This window comes from Phaeovulum vinaykumarii, from assembly GCF_900156695.1.
GTDB lineage: Bacteria > Pseudomonadota > Alphaproteobacteria > Rhodobacterales > Rhodobacteraceae > Bieblia_A > Bieblia_A vinaykumarii.
In genome coordinates this window covers 357,723-375,355 of sequence record NZ_FTOM01000002.1, presented here as the reverse complement: position 1 = coordinate 375,355, position 17,633 = coordinate 357,723, and the positions used below count along the sequence as shown (strand labels likewise).

15 protein-coding genes and 1 tRNA gene are annotated in these 17,633 nt (G+C 70.5%); 9 read left to right on the top strand and 7 right to left on the bottom strand.

Features of this window, described 5'->3' with window-relative positions; genetic code table 11:
- Positions 1-16: 16 nt before the first annotated feature.
- The 3 genes from BW949_RS06100 to BW949_RS06090 all read right to left on the bottom strand — a co-directional run bounded on the left by BW949_RS06100 (position 17) and on the right by BW949_RS06090 (position 5,807).
- Positions 17-1,384, bottom strand: coding sequence for a TolC family protein (locus tag BW949_RS06100; RefSeq protein WP_083947609.1), 1,368 nt, complete (start codon positions 1,382-1,384; stop codon positions 17-19).
- 13 nt (positions 1,385-1,397) lie between these two features.
- Entirely contained in the window at positions 1,398-5,033 is a 3,636-nt protein-coding gene (locus BW949_RS06095; RefSeq protein ID WP_083947608.1) for an Ig-like domain-containing protein, read from the bottom strand.
- Between the two features lie 324 nt (positions 5,034-5,357).
- On the bottom strand, positions 5,358-5,807 hold the full coding sequence (locus BW949_RS06090) for an NUDIX hydrolase (protein ID WP_076364101.1): 450 nt from the start codon (positions 5,805-5,807) through the stop codon (positions 5,358-5,360).
- Positions 5,808-5,922: 115 nt separating this feature from the next.
- Here BW949_RS06090 and hslO point away from each other — a divergent pair, with 115 nt between their 5' ends.
- The 6 genes from hslO (at position 5,923) to BW949_RS06060 (ending at position 12,676) form a co-directional block, all read left to right on the top strand.
- Complete coding sequence (gene hslO / locus BW949_RS06085; RefSeq protein ID WP_076364099.1) at positions 5,923-6,957, top strand: Hsp33 family molecular chaperone HslO; 1,035 nt, start codon at positions 5,923-5,925, stop codon at positions 6,955-6,957.
- Positions 6,950-7,540: a CoA pyrophosphatase gene (locus tag BW949_RS06080; RefSeq protein WP_076364097.1), complete on the top strand. Its 591-nt coding sequence runs from the start codon at positions 6,950-6,952 to the stop codon at positions 7,538-7,540. The genes hslO and BW949_RS06080 overlap by 8 nt, the downstream gene beginning before the upstream one ends.
- A gap of 77 nt (positions 7,541-7,617) precedes the next feature.
- Entirely contained in the window at positions 7,618-8,802 is a 1,185-nt protein-coding gene (locus BW949_RS06075) for a CCA tRNA nucleotidyltransferase (RefSeq protein WP_076364095.1), read from the top strand.
- Between the two features lie 90 nt (positions 8,803-8,892).
- Positions 8,893-10,755 carry an ABC transporter ATP-binding protein gene (locus BW949_RS06070; protein ID WP_076364093.1) on the top strand — a complete coding sequence of 621 codons (1,863 nt, stop codon included), beginning with the start codon at positions 8,893-8,895 and terminating at the stop codon, positions 10,753-10,755.
- A complete protein-coding gene (locus BW949_RS06065; RefSeq protein WP_076364091.1) occupies positions 10,752-12,053 on the top strand; it encodes a class I SAM-dependent RNA methyltransferase in 1,302 nt (433 codons plus the stop codon). The genes BW949_RS06070 and BW949_RS06065 overlap by 4 nt, the downstream gene beginning before the upstream one ends.
- 104 nt (positions 12,054-12,157) lie before the next feature.
- The gene (locus BW949_RS06060) at positions 12,158-12,676 is read left to right on the top strand and encodes a L,D-transpeptidase family protein (protein WP_076364089.1); all 519 of its coding nucleotides are present in this window, start codon (positions 12,158-12,160) and stop codon (positions 12,674-12,676) included.
- A 151-nt stretch (positions 12,677-12,827) separates the two neighbouring features.
- Here BW949_RS06060 and dalA read toward each other — a convergent pair whose 3' ends face one another.
- The gene (dalA, locus tag BW949_RS06055; protein ID WP_076364843.1) at positions 12,828-13,343 is read right to left on the bottom strand and encodes a divisome-associated lipoprotein DalA; all 516 of its coding nucleotides are present in this window, start codon (positions 13,341-13,343) and stop codon (positions 12,828-12,830) included.
- Between the two features lie 252 nt (positions 13,344-13,595).
- On the opposite strand from dalA, the gene BW949_RS06050 reads away from it, so the two are divergent.
- Positions 13,596-14,201, top strand: coding sequence for a L,D-transpeptidase (locus BW949_RS06050; protein WP_076364087.1), 606 nt, complete (start codon positions 13,596-13,598; stop codon positions 14,199-14,201).
- 71 nt (positions 14,202-14,272) lie between these two features.
- Here the strand turns inward: BW949_RS06050 and BW949_RS06045 are convergent, their stop codons facing one another.
- Positions 14,273-15,133, bottom strand: coding sequence for an N-formylglutamate amidohydrolase (locus BW949_RS06045; protein WP_076364085.1), 861 nt, complete (start codon positions 15,131-15,133; stop codon positions 14,273-14,275).
- A gap of 231 nt (positions 15,134-15,364) precedes the next feature.
- Here BW949_RS06045 and BW949_RS06040 point away from each other — a divergent pair.
- Both BW949_RS06040 and ykgO read left to right on the top strand, forming a co-directional pair.
- Positions 15,365-15,439 (top strand) — tRNA-Val (locus tag BW949_RS06040).
- A gap of 76 nt (positions 15,440-15,515) precedes the next feature.
- On the top strand, positions 15,516-15,641 hold the full coding sequence (ykgO, locus tag BW949_RS06035) for a type B 50S ribosomal protein L36 (protein ID WP_013069105.1): 126 nt from the start codon (positions 15,516-15,518) through the stop codon (positions 15,639-15,641).
- A gap of 218 nt (positions 15,642-15,859) precedes the next feature.
- Here the strand turns inward: ykgO and BW949_RS06030 are convergent, their stop codons facing one another.
- Both BW949_RS06030 and BW949_RS06025 read right to left on the bottom strand, forming a co-directional pair.
- Positions 15,860-17,131: a lytic murein transglycosylase gene (locus BW949_RS06030; RefSeq protein WP_083947607.1), complete on the bottom strand. Its 1,272-nt coding sequence runs from the start codon at positions 17,129-17,131 to the stop codon at positions 15,860-15,862.
- Between the two features lie 84 nt (positions 17,132-17,215).
- Positions 17,216-17,614, bottom strand: a complete 399-nt coding sequence (locus BW949_RS06025) for a hypothetical protein (RefSeq protein ID WP_076364083.1) — start codon at positions 17,612-17,614, stop codon at positions 17,216-17,218.
- Positions 17,615-17,633 lie beyond the last annotated feature (19 nt).

Here is a 17,633-nt window from a genome sequence, read left to right as displayed (position 1 = left end):
GGGCCGGAGTATTAGACTATATGTTGGTTCCGTCCACCAAAAGACCGTCCTCGGCCGCGATTTGAAGCTCGACCAATGCGATGTCATAGGCCAGCCCGACCTGCGTGCGGCCCAGCGCGGCATAGGTTTCATACATTGACACCAGCTCCATCAGCGGGCGCCGCCCGACGCGGTATTGCGCGGTGAAGGTCTCGAGCGTCTGACGCGTCTGCTCCAGCACCTCCTGCCCGCGCGCGGCCTTGTCGCGCAGGTTGCGCAGCTGGGCTTCGCGCTGGGTGCGGGTGCGGTCGGCCTTCTGGCGGGCCTCGGCGGCGCGGGCCCTGGCGGCCTCCTTGCTGGCCGAGATCGCCTGAAGATCGGTGGCGGTGTTGAAGCCGAACAGGTTGTCGGCGCCCAGCGTCAGCCCCAGATCGGGCTTGCCCCCGCCGATCTCGGCCTGGGCGGTCAGCCCCGGCAGATGCGCCGCGCGCGCGATCTCGGCCTCGGCGATCGAGCGGCGGGCCTCGGCCTCGGCGCGCACGACCGACAGCGGCTCGGGCGCGGCAGCCGGCATCTCGAGCGACGACAGCCCGCTCACCCCGTCCAGCGGCACCTGCGCCATGGCATTGAGTTCGGCCATCGCCATGCGGGCATTGTCGCGGTCGGCCCCGGCGGTGGCCTGCATCTCGCCCAGCTTCTGGGTGATGACCCGCGCTTCGGACATGTCCGACAGCCCGCCCTTGACCCGCGCGCGCATGATCCGGTCATATTCGCGCATCCGGGTCACCGCGGCATCGGCCACCTGGGCCTGGGCCTGCGCCTTGAGCGCCTTGACATAGAGCGCCAGCCCCTCGTGGACGCGGTCGTTCATCTCGGTCGACAGGGTGACGGCGGCCACTTCGACATCGGCGGCGGCATAGGCGCGCTCGGCCTTCTTGCGGCCGTTGTCGAAAAGCACCTGCTCGACCAGGATCGAGGAGGCCAGCGCCCCGAGCGAGGTCAGCGACACCGACGGCCCGATCCGGGGCAGCCAGTTCTTGTCGGCCGCCTGCGCCGCCAGCCGCTTGACGCGCAATTCCGCCGCCGCGGTCTGGCCCATCGCGGCCAGAACGGCGCCGGCCACCTGCGCATAGGGGCCGCTGGGCGGCAAGATCGTGCGCCGCGCCTTGAGTTCGGCAATGGTCTGCGGCACCGCGGCCGTGACATGGCTGTCCCCGGCCCCGTTCGCGCCGGTCCGGGCGCTGGTCTCGGGGGCGCGCGCGCCGGTGAACATCGAGCGCGACGACAGCACGCCCTGCGGGCTCATGCAGCCCGACAGCGCCGCCGCCAGCGCAAGGGCTGCGGCCGGGTGCAGCGTCCCGGACCTGCGGCGGGCCGGGCGGCGCGGAAGGGTCCGGGCGGCCATGCGCGGGGCCCCCTCAGATCACGACCGTGACGTTATCATCCACGATCAGCGTCGTGCCGTCGGTGCCCAGCGTGTAGATGTGATGCGACACGCCGCCGATCATCGTGCTCAGCCCGGTGTCATGGGCGCCCGTGGCCGTCACCGTGTCCTGACCGTCGCCCGAGACGACGAGGGTATTGTTCTCGTCGGTCAGCGCGTTGATCTGGGCCTCGGTGATGGTCAGATCGGCCTGCGGCGCAAAGCTCAGGTCGATCGCACCGAAGTCATAGCCCGCCAGCCCCGCGCGATCGAGATCCACGCTGACCGCGGCGGTATTGTCCACGATCACCAGCGACGCGGCATCGTTGCCCGCCGCATCGAGCGCGTTGACCACCAGATACGAACCGTTCGGCACGCCCTGGTCAAAGACATAGAGCGTCTCGTCGGCGCCCACCGGCAGCGCGGCGCCATAGCTCACCGCATGCGAGCTGCCATCGGCGGCCACGGCCACCATCTCGTGGGGCACCTCGCCGGTGTCGGTGGTGATGCCGGTCAGCCCCTGGCTGTTGGCCATGTAGCCTTCGATCTGCGGCGCGTCGGGGGCCACCTGGTCATAGGCAAAGCTGCCCGACAGCGTGTCGGAATTGCCGGCGGCATCGGTGGCCACGACGTCATAGGTCAGCGAGCCTTCGCCCGCGGGCAGATCCGAGGCGTCGAAATTCGCGGCCCAATCGCCGTTCTGATCCGACGTCACGGTGCGCGTGGCCCCGTTGGCCAGCGTCACGACGACCTCGGAACCGGCCTCGACCTGACCCGAGATGGCAAAGCCCGCATCGGCTTCGGCAATATTGACGGTGCCGTCACCGCCGACCGTGCCGGTCAGCGCGAAATCCTCGACCTCGGGGTCGAAGGCCAGCTGCTGCGCGGTTTGCGCGACATTGCCCAGAAGGTCGGTCGCGGTGGTGGTCATGGTCAGCGTGGTGGTCGTGCTCGGCAGCGCCGAGGCCGGGATCGTCGTGCTCCAGTTGCCGTTGAAATCGACCGTCGCGCTGGCCGTGGCGCCGTTCGACAGCGCCACCTCGACCGTGGCGCCCGGCTCGCCGGTGCCGCTGACGGCCAGACCGCCCGCGGCTTCGGCGGCGTTGACCACATCATCGGCACCCGGCGTCGCGGTGCCGGCGGTCAGGCTGGTCACCGTGTCGACGTCGAAGGCATGCGTCAGGGTGGCGGTGTTGCCGTTGGTGTCGGTCGCACTCACCGACAGGCTGGCGGCATATTCGCCTGCCGCCACGACCCCCGCGGGGAAGCTGACGGTCCAGGTGCCGTTCATGTCGGCCGTGGCGCTGCGGGTGATCGCGCCCATCGTGACCTCGACCGTGGCGCCGGCATCGGCGGTGCCCGTCACCGCAAGGCTGGCCGGGGCTTCGGTGCCCGAAACGGTGTTGTCCGCCGTCACCGGGTTCACGGTCACATTGGCCACGGTGTCGACGCTGAAGCTGCGGGTGTCGCTGGCCACGTTGCCCACGGCATCGGTGGCCTCGACCGTCGCGGTGGCGGTATAGGTGCCGGCCGCGATCGTGCCGGCCTCGAAGGTGGCCGACCAGCTGCCGTCCGCGGCCACGGTCGCGGGCCGCGTCACCGAGCCGATGGTGACATTGACGGTGGCGCCGGGCTCGGCGGTGCCGGTCAGAACCAGATCCTGCCCCGCTTCGGCGCCGTTCACGACGTCATTGCCGGCGATGGCCGCGCCCGAGAAGGCGACCGTGGTCTCGGTGTCCACGTCGACCGCCTGCGAGGCCACCGAGACATTGCCCGAGGCATCGGTGGTGGTGGCCGTGGCCGTCGCCGGATATTCGCCGGACGCCAGGTTCGAGGCGTTGAAGGACGCGCTCCAGTTGCCGTTGCCGTCGGCAGTGACGGTCTGCGTGGTGCCCCCCAACGCCACCTCGACGCTGGCGCCGGCCTCGGCGGTGCCGGTCACGGCAAAGCCCGCGCTGCGTTCGGCGCCCGAGATCACGTTGTCGCCGGTGACCGCGTCGATGGTCACGCTGCCGTCGGTGTCGACGGCGAAGCTGCGCGTGGCGCTGGCCACGTTGCCCGCGGCATCGGTGGCGGTGACGATGGCGGTGGCGGTATAGGTGCCGCTGGCCAGGCTGCCGGCCTCGAAGGTGGCCGACCAGCTGCCGTCCGCGGCCACGGTCGCGGTGCGCGTCACGGTGCCGATGGTGACCTCGACGCTGGCGCCGGCTTCGGCGGTGCCGGTCAGCACCAGCCCGCCCGCCGCCTCGGTGGCGTTGACGATATCGTCGCCCGCAATCGCACCCGCATCGAAGGCGACCGCGGTCTCGGTGTCGACGTGGATCACATGCGTCTCGGTCGAGACATTGCCGGCCGCATCGGTCGTGGTGGCGGTCAGCGTGGTGTCATAGGTGCCCGCCGGCAGATCCGCGACCGCCCAGCTGGCCGACCAGCTGCCGTCATCGGCCACCACGACATCCTGGGTCACCCCTTCCAGCGTCAGCGTCAGCGTCGCGCCGGGCGTGCTGGTGCCGGTCACGGTGACGCCGGCCGCGGCCTCGGCGGCATTGACGAGATCATCGCCCGTCACCGCATCGAAGGCGATCGGATCGGCCACGGTGTCGATGGCCAGCACGTCGCTCAGCTCGGTGGTATTGCCCAGCAGATCGGTCGCGGTCACGGTCACGACCGAGGTATATTCGCCCTCGGCCAGCGTGCCGGGTTCGAAGGTCACGCTCCAGGTGCCGTCATCGCCCACGGTGGTGGTGCGGGTCACGCCCTCGACCTCGACCGAGATCGCGGCGCCCACTTCGCCGGTGCCGGTGATGGTGACGCCATCGACGAATTCGGCGGCGTTCTCGATGTCGCCCACGGCCACGGTGCCGGTGCTCACCGCGACATCAGGCGGGGTCATGTCGATGACGTAATCGGGCCCGTCGAGCGGATAGACCGTGCCATCGGGCGCGGTGACCTCGACAACCGAGCTATAGCTGCCGTCGGGCGGCAGATCCGTGGCCGGGATGACCGCGCCCCAGGTGCCGTCGTCGCCCACGGTGGTGGTGGTGGTCACGTCGCCCACCGTCACCACGACCGACGAGCCGGGCTCGCCCGTGCCGGTCACCTCGATCTCGGGATCGAGCGTGGTGGTGATGATCGTGTGGCTGTCGTCGGGGTTGTCCACGGTGGGCACGATGACGGTGCTGCCGCCCCCACCGCCGCCACCGCCACCGCCGCCGATGACGCCCGCGCCCACGGCCCCCGCCGCCAGAAGACCCGCCGGACCCAAGCCCAGAAGCGCCGGAGCGAACATCGCCATGCCGGTGGCTTCCTCGTCGCCGGGGGGACCGGCGATCTGGTCATCGCCCAGGAAGGTCAGCTGATCGACCGGGCTCCATTTCTCGCCCCAGGTGTCGATCCCGGAATATTCCGCAAAGATCACGCCATCGCCGCTGTCCTGAAGGACGACTTCGCTGATCTCGCCGTCAGAGGACAGATACAGCCGGGGCGGCGCCGCGGCATTGTCGTAGAAATGCGTCAGCGTGATCGTGCGCCCGTCCACCAGGAAAAGCTGGAGGTCGTCGCCGTCACGCATGTATTTGAGAATGCTTTCCTTGCGCAGGTGGAGGGAGATCTCGTCCCCGGATCCCACCATCACGAACCCGGATGCGCCGTCTCCGGCAACCGAACCACGAGCAATCCCGCCCGCAACACTCCGGACGGCAAAGTCGACAGACTTCGCCATGATACCACTCCGCCTCAAGAATACACGTGGCTTATTTTGATCGCCACTTTTGTGCTCAGGCTAAGAGCTAGCTCAAGAAGGGGTGCAAATCCAGATAGAATCTAAACTGGGGCAACAAATTGTGGCCTATTTGCCAACACTTTCACGCCACAATTGATGTGGGCGCGCGGGCGGACGTGCAGGCGATTGTGGCGGCGCGACGGGGCGCCGCCCCCGATCATGGTTAAAAAAGCCTTAAAATGCGGCCTGTTCCAGGGCCAGCGCCAGAAAGTGACGGTCCCCCGCACCGGCCAGCAGGTCAAGCGCCTCCTCGGGCGACAGCCAATGGGCGACATGGCCGGGTTCCGAGGGCGGACCCCGCCGCAGCCCCGGACGCGCCAGCCAGACCGAACAGACCTTCTCGGCCCAGAGGTCATATTCGGGCATGTAGGTGAATCGGCGATAGGCCCCGAGCCGGCGCAGACCGCCAATGGACCAGCCGGTTTCCTCGAACACCTCGCGGTGCAGCGCCGCGACCACATTCTCGCCGGGATCAATGCCGCCGCCGGGCAGCTGGAATTCGGGCGTGGGCGCGGCCTGATGCGTCACCAGAACCTGCCCCGCGCGCAAGAGCACGGCATAGGCGCCGGGCCGGCGCCGGTAACGCATCCCTGTCTTTACAGGTTCGCCGAAACGTCGGATCATGTATCTTCTCCTGCGCCAGAGCCCCGTTGTCCGCCCCTGCGGGCAACCATTGCCCCGCAGCGCCTATGGGGATATGCCAGCCCCAAGCGCGAACGAAAACCCCCGAGGTCCCCCGATGACCAACGCCTCCCAGATCGCATGGGATGATTCCATCCTTCCCTTCCAGTTGGACAGTGCCGACATCCGCGGCCGCGTGGCCCGGCTCGATGGTGTCCTCGAGGCCGTCCTGGCCCAGCACGCCTACCCCTCCGAGGTCGAGGCACTGGTGGCCGAGGCGGCGCTTCTGACGGCGCTGATCGGACAGACGATCAAGCTGCGCTGGAAGCTGTCGCTCCAGGTGCGCGGCGATGGCCCGATCCGCATCATCGCAACCGATTATTACGCCCCCGAGACCGAGGGCGCGCCCGCGCGCATCCGTGCCTGGGCCAGCTTCGACGAGGCGCATCTGACCGCGGCAGAACCCTTTCGCCAGATCGGCCGGGGCTATTTCGCGGTGCTGATCGACCAGGGCCGCGGCACCGTGCCCTATCAGGGGATCACGCCGCTGGCGGGGGGCTCGCTCTCGCGCTGCGCCGAGACCTATTTCGCCCAGTCCGAGCAATTGCCCACGCGCTTTGCGCTGTCGTTCGGGCGTTCGCGCCTGAAGGGCGAAACCGAGCGCTGGCGCGCCGGGGGCGTGATGCTCCAGAAGATGCCCAAGGCCTCGCCCTTCCTGGCCGACAAGCCCACCGCGAGCGAAGGCGTCCTGCTCGAACCCGGCGACATCCTCTCGGGCCCCGAGGCCGAGAACTGGAACCGCGCGAACATGCTTCTCGACACGGTCGAAGACCTCGAGCTGATCGGCCCCTCGGTCGCGCCGACCGAACTCCTGATCCGCCTCTTCCACGAGGAACGCCCGCGCGTCTTCGATCCGCAGACGGTGCGCTTCGGCTGCACCTGTTCCGAAGGCCGCGTGCGTGAAAGCCTGTCGATCTATTCGGCGCGCGACATCGCCCACATGACCACCGACGACGGCAAGGTGACGGCCGATTGCCAGTTCTGCGGCGCGCATTACGTCTTTGACCCGGCGACGCTGGGCTTCGAGGCGACGCATGCGCCCGATGGCACGCCGCTGCCGGTCGATTCGGCGGCTGACAGCGACGATGGCTGACCCGCTTGCCCCGGTTCTTGCGGCCCTGGCCCGGCCGGGGCAGCCCACATCGGACAACGAGCTGAACAACCTGCCCCTGCCCGCGGATCGGGTGCTGCGGCCCGCAGGCGTTCTGGTCGGGCTGATCGCGGCGCCGGATGGCCCGCGCATCCTTTTGACCAAGCGCGCCTCGCATCTGCGCCACCATCCCGGCCAGATCGCCTTTCCCGGCGGCAAGGTCGACCCCGGCGACGCCGATGCCACGGCCGCGGCGCTGCGCGAGGCCCACGAGGAAGTCGCCCTGCCGCCCGGCGCCGCCACGATCCTGGGGCATCTGCCCGAGCACGAGACGGTGACGGGCTTTCGCGTCAGCCCGGTGGTGGCGCGGCTGGCCCCCTTCCCCCCCCACCCCGAGGCCGGCGAGGTCGACGAGATCTTCACCGTGCCGCTGGCGCATCTGGCCGATCTGGGCCGCTACCGGGTCGAGGGGCGGCGCTGGCGCGGGCAGATCCGGCATTACTGGGTGGTGCCCTGGGGGCCTTATTACATCTGGGGCGCCACCGCGCGCATCCTGCGGGCGCTGGCCGAACGCATGGCGCCCTGACCCGTCCGCCCCGCCACGCTCCCCGCACCAAAGACCCCGCGCCCCAAAGGCCCCGCCCCCCAGAGACCCCGCCCGCGATGCCTGCTTCCCCGCCCCCCCGGATCACCGCCGACTGGCTGCACGCCCCTGCGCTTCAGGATCTGCTGCGGCTGCTGGAGGGCGCCGGCCATCAGGCGCTGGCGGTGGGCGGCTGCGTGCGCAACGCGCTTCTGGGGGCGGCGGTCTCGGATATCGACATCGCCACCGACGCCCGCCCCGAGCGCGTGATCGCGCTGACCGAAGCCGCGGGCCTCAAGGCGGTGCCCACGGGGATCGAGCATGGCACGGTCACCGTGATCGCGGGCGGCCAGCCGCACGAGATCACCACCTTTCGCCGCGACGTGGAAACCCACGGCCGGCACGCGACCGTGGCCTTTTCCACCGATGTGACCGAGGACGCCGCGCGGCGCGACTTCACCATGAACGCGCTTTACGCCCGCGCCGACGGGCAGGTGCTGGACCCGCTGGGCGGCATGGGCGACCTGCGCGCGCGCCGGGTGCGGTTCGTCGGCCCGCCCGAGGACCGCATCCGCGAGGATTATCTGCGCATCCTGCGCTTCTTCCGCTTCACCGCCTGGTATGGCGCCCCCGATCAGGGCCCCGAGCCCGAGGGGCTGGCCGCCTGCGCCGCGCTGGCCGAGGGGGTCGAGGGCCTCTCGCGCGAGCGTCTGGGGGCCGAGATGAAGAAGCTTCTGGCCGCGCCCGACCCCGCCCCCGCGGTCGCGGCGATGGCGGCGGCGGGGGTGCTGGGGCGGGTGCTGCCCGGCGCCGACCCCACCGCGCTGGCGCCGCTGGTGCATCTGGAGGCCGACGCACACCCCGACGCACGCCCCGACGCTCTGGCGCGTCTGGCGGTGCTGGGCGGGGATGCCCCGGCCGAACGGCTGCGGCTGTCGAAGGCCGAGACCCGGCGCCTGTCGCAATTGCGCGCGGCTGCGACGGAGGGGGCGACGGGGCCGGGCGAGCTGGGCTATCGGCTGGGCGCGCCCGACGCCCGCCTGGCCGGACGGTTGCGCGCCGCGCTGATGGGCATGCCCCTGCCCCCCGACTGGGACGCGGCCGCCGAAACCGGCGCCGCGGCGCGCTTTCCGGTCAGCGCGCGCGATCTGATGCCCGCGTTCTCGGGGCCGGCGCTGGGGCAACGACTGGCCCGGCTCGAACGCGCCTGGATCGCCTCGGGCTTTGCCCTCGACCGCGGCGCGCTGCTGGCGCTGGACGACTAGCGCCCCTTTCCGTTCACGCTTTCGCGCCAAGGCGCCGCTTTGCCCCTTGCCGGCTTTTCCCCGCCCCGCTGCGGGCGTATAGACCGGGGCATGATCTCGCTGCCGCGCTTCTTCCGCCCCGACCCGTTCCGCCCCGCCGGCGGCCCGCCGCCCCAGCGCCTGGGGGCCTTCTTCCGCTGGTGCCTGGACGGGGCCTGGCCGGTCCTGTTTCTGGCCGGGGGGCTCTCGGCGCTGGCCGGCACGCTCGAGATCGTGTCGGCGCTGCTGCTGGGGCAGGTGATCGACGCGGCGCTGAGCGCGGGCCCGGCCGAGGTCTTTGCCCGCAGCTGGCCGCTGATGGCGCTGTTCGTGCTGTTCTACATGGTGTTGCGGCCGCTGGCCTTCGGGGCGTCGTCGGCGGCCTCGAACATCCTGGTGTCGCCCAACGTGATGCCGCAGGTGCTGTCGCGGCTGAACCGCTGGACGCTGGGCCAGTCGGTGCGCTTCTTCGACGACGATTTCGCCGGACGCATCGCGCAGAAACAGATGCAGACGGCGCGGTCGGTGACCGAGGTCGTCTCCGAGGTCATCAACGTCGTGGCCTTTGCGCTGGCCTCGATGGTGGGCTCGGTCGCGTTCCTGCTGGGCATCGACGCCTGGGCGGCGGCGGGGCTGGCGCTGTGGATGGCGGTCTATCTGACCTTGATCCGCTGGTTCCTGCCGCGCATCCGCGGCAAGTCGGGGGCACGGGCGGCCGCGCGCGCCATGGTCTCGGGGCAGGTCGTGGACACGATCACCAATATCAAGACCGTCAAGCTGTTCGCCCATGCCCGCCACGAGGACCAATCCGCGCTGCGCGCCATGGCCGGCTTCCGCGAGAAGGCGATGGATTTCGGCCGGACCTCGGCGCTGTTCCGGCTGTCGCTGATGGGGCTGGCGGGCATCTTGCCGGTGATGCTGGTCGGCGGCACCCTCCTTCTGTGGCGGGCGGGCGCGGCCAGTGCCGGCGACATCGCCGCCGCCGGCGCGATCGCCATCCGCATCGCGCAGATGACCGGCTGGGTCAGCATGGCGCTGATGGCGATGTGGGGCGCGATCGGCGAGGCCGAGGACGGCATGAAGACGCTGGCCCGCCCGCATACGCTGACCGATGCCGAAAGCGCGCGCGAACTGCCCCCCGCCCGCGGCGAGATCCGCTTCGAGAACGTGGGCTTCTCCTATGGCCGCGGGCCGGGCCACGGCGGGCTGCACGGGGTCGACCTGACCATCGCACCGGGCGAAAGGCTGGGGATCGTGGGGGCCTCGGGGGCGGGGAAATCGACCTTCGTGTCGCTGCTTTTGCGGCTTTACGACACCGAGGACGGCCGCGTCCTGATCGACGGGCAGGACGTGCGCGAGCTGACCCAGGAATCCCTGCGCCGCCAGATCGGGATGGTCACGCAGGAAACCGCCATGTTCAACCGCTCGGCGCGCGACAACATCCTCTATGGCCGGCCCGACGCCAGCATGGAGGAGGTGATCGCCGCCGCCCGCGCCGCCGAGGCGCATGGCTTCATCGAGGGCCTGCGCGATCACATGGGGCGCACCGGCTATGACGCGGCGCTGGGCGAACGGGGGGTGAAGCTTTCGGGCGGGCAGCGCCAGCGGATCGCGCTGGCCCGCGCCTTCCTCAAGGATGCGCCGATCCTGGTGCTGGACGAGGCGACCTCGGCGCTCGACAGCGAGGTCGAGGCCGCGATCCAGCAGGCGCTGCACCGGATCATGGAGGGCAAGACGGTCCTGGCCATCGCCCACCGGCTGTCCACCATCGCCGCGATGGACCGCATCGTGGTGCTGGATCAGGGCCGGATCGCCGAGATCGGCAGCCATGCCGAACTGCTGGCCGCGGACGGGCTCTATGCGCGGTTCTGGGCGCGCCAGTCGGGCGGCTTTCTCGGCACCGATGACGACGACCGCGCGGGCGACGAGGGATGAAGGCGCGGATCTCGCGGCTGACGCTGGCCGGGCTGGGGCTGGCCGAAACCGACGACGGCGCGCGCGTCGAGGTCGAGGGCGCCCTTCCCGACGAGGAGATCGAGGGCACCCCGCACGAGGGGCGCATCGCGGCGCCGAAGATCCTGGCGCCGTCGCCCGACCGGGTGCGCCCGCCCTGCCCGCATGCGCGCGCCTGCGGCGGCTGCGCGCTGCAACATGCCGGCGACGATTTCGTGGCGCGCTGGAAGGCCGGGGTGATCGTCCGCGCGCTTGCGGCGCAGGGGCTGGAACTGGCCGGCCCCTCTGATGCTGGTCCCTCCGATGCCGACACCCCCGATGCTGGCCTCTCTGATGCTGACACCCGGCCGCGGCTGCGCCCCATCGTGACATCAGCACCGGGCACGCGCCGGCGCGCGACGCTGGCCGGGCGGCGCACCAAATCGGGGGTGCTGGTCGGCTTTCACGCCCGCGCCTCGGGCACGATCGTGCCGGTGCCCGAGTGCCGATTGCTGGACCCCGCGCTTCTGGCCACCCTGCCCGCGCTTGGCGAAATGACCACCGCGGGCGCCAGCCGCAAGGCCGAGATCGCCTTTGCCCTGTCGCGGACCGAAGCGGGTGTGTCGGTCGCGGCCACGGGCGGCAAGCCGCTCGATGCGGGGCTGCGCGCAGCGCTGGCCGGGATCGCGGCGCAAGCGGATCTGGCCGATCTGGCCTGGGAGGGCGAGCCCGTCGCCCGCGCCCGCCCGCCGCTGGTGCGGCTGGGCCCCGCGCTTCTGCCGCTGCCGCCCGGCGCCTTTCGCCAGGCCACCCCCGAGGGCGAGGCGGCGCTGATCGCGGCGGTGCGCACAGCCCTCGGCGACGCCCGGCATGTGGCCGATCTCTTTGCCGGGATCGGCACCTTTGCCCTGCCGCTGGCCACCCGCGCCGAAGTGCATGCGGTCGAGGGCGCGGCCCCGGCGCTGGCGGCGCTCGATGCAGGCTGGCGCGCGACCCCCGACCTGCGGCGGATCTCGACCGAGACGCGGGATCTCTTCCGCCGCCCGCTCCTGCCCGACGAGCTGGCGCGCTTCGACGCGGTGGTTCTGGACCCGCCGCGGGCCGGCGCCGCGGCACAGGCGGCCGAGCTGGCCCGGCCCGGCGGGCCGCGCGTGCTGGCCTATGTCTCGTGCAACCCCGTCAGCTTCGCGCGCGACCTGCGGGTGCTGGCCGACGGGGGCTGGCGTCTGGACTGGGTGCAGCCGGTCGACCAGTTCCGCTGGTCGGGCCATGTCGAGCTGGCCGCGCGGCTGGTGCGCTGATCCCACGGCGCGCGCCGCCGCGCAGCACCCGCTAGGCAGCGCACCGGCTGTCGTGGTAATCCTGCGCCAAAGGCAGTCACCAACGAGCGATACAGGCACCCTTCATGCTTTCCCGGCGGAACCTTCTGGGGCTTTCGGCCCTTGTCCTTGTCACGGCCTGCGGCGGCGGCGGCGGCGGCCCCCGGCCGCGGCGCTTCCTGCGCTATGACGGCCCGCCCATCACCCAGGTGCAGGTGTTCAAGGGCAAGCGGCGGATGTATCTGTTTTCGGGCGACAAGCTGGTGAAAAGCTACAAGATCGCGCTGGGCGGCAACCCGGTCGGCCCCAAGCGCTTCGAAGGCGACGGGCGCACCCCCGAGGGCGTCTATGTCATCGACCGGCTGAACCCCTCGAGCGCCTATCACCTGTCGCTGGGGATCTCGTATCCCAATGCCGAGGACCGCGCCCATGCCGCGGCGCAGGGCCGCCGTCCGGGGGGCGACATCTTCATCCACGGCCGCGCCGGCAAGAACCGCGGACGCGGGCGCGACTGGACCGCGGGGTGCATCGCGGTCAAGGATCACGAGATCGAGGAGATCTTCTCGATGGTGCGCGTGGGCACGCCGATCTTCCTGTTCCCCTGATTTCCCCCTTCCACCGAGGCGCGCGCACCGCAAGAGCGGCCGCGCCGCATGGGCGGAAAGAACGGGCTTGCCTGATGGCGCCCCGCAGACGGGCCACTAACACTGGGTGCCCGACACTGGGCCCCCCAACACTGGACCCCAGGAACACGCCTCAGGGGTGACCGGTCATCAGCGTCCACCAGATCTTGCCGCCCGGCTCCTGGAACCAGCCCAGCCCCATCTCGCGGGCCTCGGGGCTCATCACCACGTCGCGGGTGTCGGGCAGGCCCATCCAGGCCTGAAGCGTCTCGGTCTCGCTCTCGTAGGTCTCGGAGATGTTCTCGCCCACGACATGGCCCGAATAGCCGGCGCGCCGCGCCCGGTCGAGCGGGGTCGAGCCGTCGGTGCCGAAATGCCAGGGCCGGTTCTGCGCCGCCATGTCCCGCGAATGGGCGGCCGCGGCGCTGGACAGGGCCGAACTGACCGTCAGCGCGGGGGCGCCGGTCGCGGCGCGCAGCGTGTTCATGCTGTCGAGCATGGAATAGACGATGCGGTCCGTATCGCCGGGGTTGATCCGGTAGACCTGCGGCAAGGGCTTGCCGTCGGGGCCCAGTTGCGGCGGCGGGGGGGCGCATGCCGCAAGCACGACCAGACACATGGCCGAAAACACACCGATCCTGCGGTTCATCGCGGTCTCCTGATCCGAAATCCCCCCTGCCATACAGCCCGCGCGCGGCATGGGCAAATCCTTGCGCATGGCATCGGCACATTGACGCCAGTTTGATTTGCACCTGCGGCATGGGCGCAATATGTGATAGTCGCATATCGGAGAACCGACGCCGCCCCCTCCCGCTGATCGACCGCTCGTCGGGGTCAGACCGGGGCCGGGGCGCCGCGCCTTGCGATCCGCGCAAGCGCCCTTTCGAGCCAGGAGCATGGCATGAGCACGACCCCTCCCTTCCGTCCCGGCCGCCGCGCCCTTCTGGCCGGGCTTGCCGCCACCGGCGCTGGCCTTGCGCTGCCCGCGCGGGCCCAGACCGCCTTTGACAGCGAGGTCCAGGAAGACAACGCCTATACCAACATGCGCCGCAACATCTCGAGCTTTCACGCGCGGGACTGGCAGCCCTATTTCTCGAACCTGACGAACGGCGCGATCCTTGTCGATATCAGCTCGCGGGCGCTGCATTACTGGTCCGAGGATCAGAGCATCTACCGGCTGTTCCCGACCTCGGTCCCGATCTCCGAGGAGCTGACCCGGCGCGGACGCACCGAAGTGATCCGCAAGGTCGAGGGGCCGACCTGGGCGCCCACCCCGTCGATGAAGCAGCGCAACCCCGAATGGCCCGATTTCGTGCCCGCCGGTCCCGACAACCCGCTGGGCACGCATGCGCTCTATCTCAGCTGGCGCTATTATCGCATCCACGGCACCCATGACACGCGCAAGATCGGGCGCAAGTCGTCGAACGGCTGCATCGGGCTTTACAACCAGCACATCCAGGAATTGTTCGGCTATGCCAAGATCGGCACGCAGGTGCTGCTGATCTGAGGGGCATTGCGCAAAGGACACTGCTGAAGGGGGCGTCGCGGGGGGCTGCGGCGCCCCTTTTTGCATGCGCGCTATTCGGCGGCCAGCGGCATCTCCTCGTCCGCCTCGCCGGCGCCCAGCCGCACCAGACGCCGGACGACCCGCCCCATCAGCGCGGCGAAGGCGTCGAAATGGGCATTGGGGCGGATGCGGGCCTCGTCCATGTAGAGCGCGCGGTCGATCTCGACCTGGACGACATGGAAGCCCCGGCCCGGCCGGCCATAGGCCTGCGCCACATAGGCCCCGGCAAAGGGCGCGTTGCGGCCCACACGCAACCCTTCGGCGGCGAAGGCGGCCTCGACCCCCGCGGTCACCCAGGGCCGCGCCGAGGCGCCGAAGCGATCCCCCAGCACGATATCGGGGCGCAGGGCGGCGCCCTCGATCGCCTCGTGCGGCATGGAATGCACGTCGATCAGGATCGCCTGGCCTGCCCGCGCATGGGTCTCGGCCAGAAGCGCGGCCAGCCGCTGGTGATAGGGCCGCCACCAGCCGGCGATTCGGGCCTCGGCCTCGGCGCGGGGGATCTTGCCGGCGTAGATCGCCCGCCCCCCGGCCACGACGCGCGGCACCACCCCCAGCCCCGCCGCCACCCGCGGATTGGGCACGCGCGACGGCCGCAGCCCGGCAATCAGCGCGGGGTCGAATTCGTCGGCCGCGCGGTTCAGGTCGATCCAGGCGCGCGGCGCATCGGCCAGCAGGAGCGGCGCCCCCAGCCGCGGCGCCCCCATGAGAAGACGATCGACAAAGGCATCTTCGGACGAGCGCAGCCGCCGCGCATCGAGAACCGAGCGCGCCAGAAAGTCTGCCGGGTAATGCCGCCCCGAATGCGGCGAGGCAAAGACGACCCCGCCCTGCGGCGCCTCGGGCGCGAGAAGGCGGAAGGGTGCCGGCATGTCCCCCGCGGGCCGATCCCCGGAAGCTGCGGAAAACAAGAGATTTGGTGGCGGAGGATCGGCGTGTGTCATGCGGCAAACAGGTCTTCGGCGGGGCTGTGGAACGAAAGGGGTGAAATCGGGTGAAGAAACGACGCCAAACCCCCTTGAAAGCGCCGCCAGACCCTTTTATAGACCTCCGCACCGCCGCGAGTCAGGGGTTTTCTTCGGAAGCCGGTCGCGGGGGCCTGTGGGCGGTTAGCTCAGCGGTAGAGCACTACGTTGACATCGTAGTGGCCACTGGTTCGATCCCAGTACCGCCCACCATTCACCGCCCCCGTGGCATGGCCCGGGGGTCTTTCGTTTGAAAGGGCGCACGCGCGCCGCGACCAGGGGAAGACCGATGAAGGTCCGTAACTCGCTCCGTTCGCTCAAGCAGCGTCATCGCGATTGCCAGATCGTGCGCCGCAAGGGCCGCGTCTACGTGATCAACAAGACGCAGAAACGCTTCAAGGCCCGTCAGGGCTGAGCCGGCTGCGGCGGACCTTCGGGGCCGCTGCATTGCCAAGGGGCCGCCGCGGAGAAATCCCGGCGGCCCTTTCGCGTTTGCGCCGAACCTGTTGCACCGCCCCTGTTGCACCGCCGCTTTGCGCGGCGCTTTGCGCGGCGCCATCCCGCAGGACCATGCCGCAGACGGGATCGGGGCCGCCGAAACGGCCCCGAATCAGCGCACGCTCCCGCCCGACTTCAGCGCAGCATCTCAAGGATCTTGACCGACGGATAGCCGTCCACCGGCAGCCCCCGCGCCCGCTGGAAGGCGCCGATGGCGGACATGGTCTGGCTGCCGATCAGCCCATCGACCCCGCCGGTGTCATAGCCCGCCGCGGTCAGCCGGCGCTGAAGCTCGATCCGCTCGGGCTCGGTCAGGGGGCGGCTGGTGCGCGGCCAGGCGGCCACGATCGGCCCCTTGCCCCGCAGCCGGTCCGACAGATGCCCCACCCCGATCACATAGGCATCGGCGGCGTTATAGCGCGCGATGACCCGGAAATTGCCAAAGATCAGGAAGGCCGGACCCTTGGCGCCCGCGGGCAGCAAAAGCGCCGCCGGCCCGTGATCGACCAGCGCGCCGCCCTGCGCCGTGCGCAGGCCCAGCGCCGACCATTCGGCCGTGCTGCGGCGGCGCTTCTTGCCCGCAAGCCCGGTGTCAAAGCCCGCCGGCAAGCGCACCTCGACACCCCAGGGCTGGCCCTTCACCCAGCCCGAGCGCGCCAGATAGGCCGCGGTCGAGGCCAGCGCATCGGCGGGGTTCTCGGACCAGATGTCGCGCTTGCCGTCGCCGGTGAAGTCGACCGCATAGGCCAGATACGAGGTCGGGATGAACTGCGTGTGGCCCATCGCCCCGGCCCAGCTTCCGGTCATGCGCGCAGGGTCCACGTCGCCCGTCTGCACGATGCGCAAGGCCGCGATCAGCTGGCTTTCGAAGAAGGCGCCGCGCCGCCCGTCATAGGCCAGCGTGGCCAGCGACGGGATCAGCAGCATGTTGCCGCGGTGGTTGCCGTAATTGCTTTCCATGCCCCAGATCGCCACGACGACCTCGCGGTCAACGCCATATTGCGCCTCGATCGCGTCAAGAAGCGCGCGGTGGCGGGCCAGCATGGCGCGGCCATTGGCGATCCGCGTATCCGAGACGGCACTGTCGAGATAGTCCCAGATCGGCTTGGTGAATTCGGCCTGGTTGCGGTCGCGCTCGATGACCTTGGGGTTATAGCGCACGCCGCGCAGCGCCCGGTCCAGCGTCTCGGGCGCGATCCCGGCGGCCAGGGCGCGCGGGCGAAAGCCCTCGAGCCAGGCCTCGAGACCGCGCTGATCCGCCGGATCGGCGGGGGGGATCGGGTCGGGCGCCATCGGCCCCGCGCTTACCATGCCGGGACTGTCCAGAGGCCCGGCACAGGCGCCAAGTCCCGAAAGCGACACCAGAACGAAAGCCAATGGTCGAAAGGTCGAGGAAATCCTGCGCATCTGTTTGCCCGCGATAAGTGTGTTCTTGCCCTGCCTCTATCGTAGCGCAGGCGGGGCCGGGCACCAAACACCTTCCGCGGGCGCTCAGTGCAGGGCGCGCGGGTCCGGCCGATCCTCGCCGAAGAAGGGCTCGCATTGGGCGACGATCACGGCGTTCTCGGCCAGCGCGCGGTCCATCAGCGCGCGTTCCTCGGGGGCGATCTCGTGGCCCTGGGCCTCGCGCTCGGCCAGGGTGCCATAGCCCGTCACGTCCAGCGGCGCCATGTCGGCCTGTTTCAGGATGGCGACGGTCTCGCGCACGGCCTCGGCCTCGTCGACGCCCGAGGCATAGATCAGAAGCCCCGCCCCCGTGGCCCCCTTGGGCAGGCCGTCGCCGGCCTTGCGCCCGACCTCGACCAGAAGCGTATAGACCTGCTGGGCGCGCTTCGCCCTGGCCGGTTTCGCCGGGCGTTCGGGCGGCGGGGAGGAGGTGTCGTCGGTCATGGCAGGCTCCGGAAGGTCG

Bases quoted from the DNA above. Each gene is read 5' to 3' on its own strand.
- BW949_RS06075 (WP_076364095.1), top strand. From the start codon at position 7,618: ATGCCTGCTTCCCCGCCCCCCCGGATCACCGCCGACTGGCTGCACGCC.
- BW949_RS06025 (WP_076364083.1), bottom strand. From the start codon at position 17,614: ATGACCGACGACACCTCCTCCCCGCCGCCCGAACGCCCGGCGAAACCG.
- ykgO (WP_013069105.1), top strand. From the start codon at position 15,516: ATGAAGGTCCGTAACTCGCTCCGTTCGCTCAAGCAGCGTCATCGCGAT.
- BW949_RS06050 (WP_076364087.1), top strand. From the start codon at position 13,596: ATGAGCACGACCCCTCCCTTCCGTCCCGGCCGCCGCGCCCTTCTGGCC.
- dalA (WP_076364843.1), bottom strand. From the start codon at position 13,343: ATGAACCGCAGGATCGGTGTGTTTTCGGCCATGTGTCTGGTCGTGCTT.
- BW949_RS06100 (WP_083947609.1), bottom strand. From the start codon at position 1,384: ATGGCCGCCCGGACCCTTCCGCGCCGCCCGGCCCGCCGCAGGTCCGGG.
- hslO (WP_076364099.1), top strand. From the start codon at position 5,923: ATGACCAACGCCTCCCAGATCGCATGGGATGATTCCATCCTTCCCTTC.
- BW949_RS06065 (WP_076364091.1), top strand. From the start codon at position 10,752: ATGAAGGCGCGGATCTCGCGGCTGACGCTGGCCGGGCTGGGGCTGGCC.
- BW949_RS06090 (WP_076364101.1), bottom strand. From the start codon at position 5,807: ATGATCCGACGTTTCGGCGAACCTGTAAAGACAGGGATGCGTTACCGG.
- BW949_RS06095 (WP_083947608.1), bottom strand. From the start codon at position 5,033: ATGGTGGGATCCGGGGACGAGATCTCCCTCCACCTGCGCAAGGAAAGC.
- BW949_RS06070 (WP_076364093.1), top strand. From the start codon at position 8,893: ATGATCTCGCTGCCGCGCTTCTTCCGCCCCGACCCGTTCCGCCCCGCC.
- BW949_RS06080 (WP_076364097.1), top strand. From the start codon at position 6,950: ATGGCTGACCCGCTTGCCCCGGTTCTTGCGGCCCTGGCCCGGCCGGGG.
- BW949_RS06060 (WP_076364089.1), top strand. From the start codon at position 12,158: ATGCTTTCCCGGCGGAACCTTCTGGGGCTTTCGGCCCTTGTCCTTGTC.
- BW949_RS06030 (WP_083947607.1), bottom strand. From the start codon at position 17,131: ATGCGCAGGATTTCCTCGACCTTTCGACCATTGGCTTTCGTTCTGGTG.
- BW949_RS06045 (WP_076364085.1), bottom strand. From the start codon at position 15,133: ATGCCGGCACCCTTCCGCCTTCTCGCGCCCGAGGCGCCGCAGGGCGGG.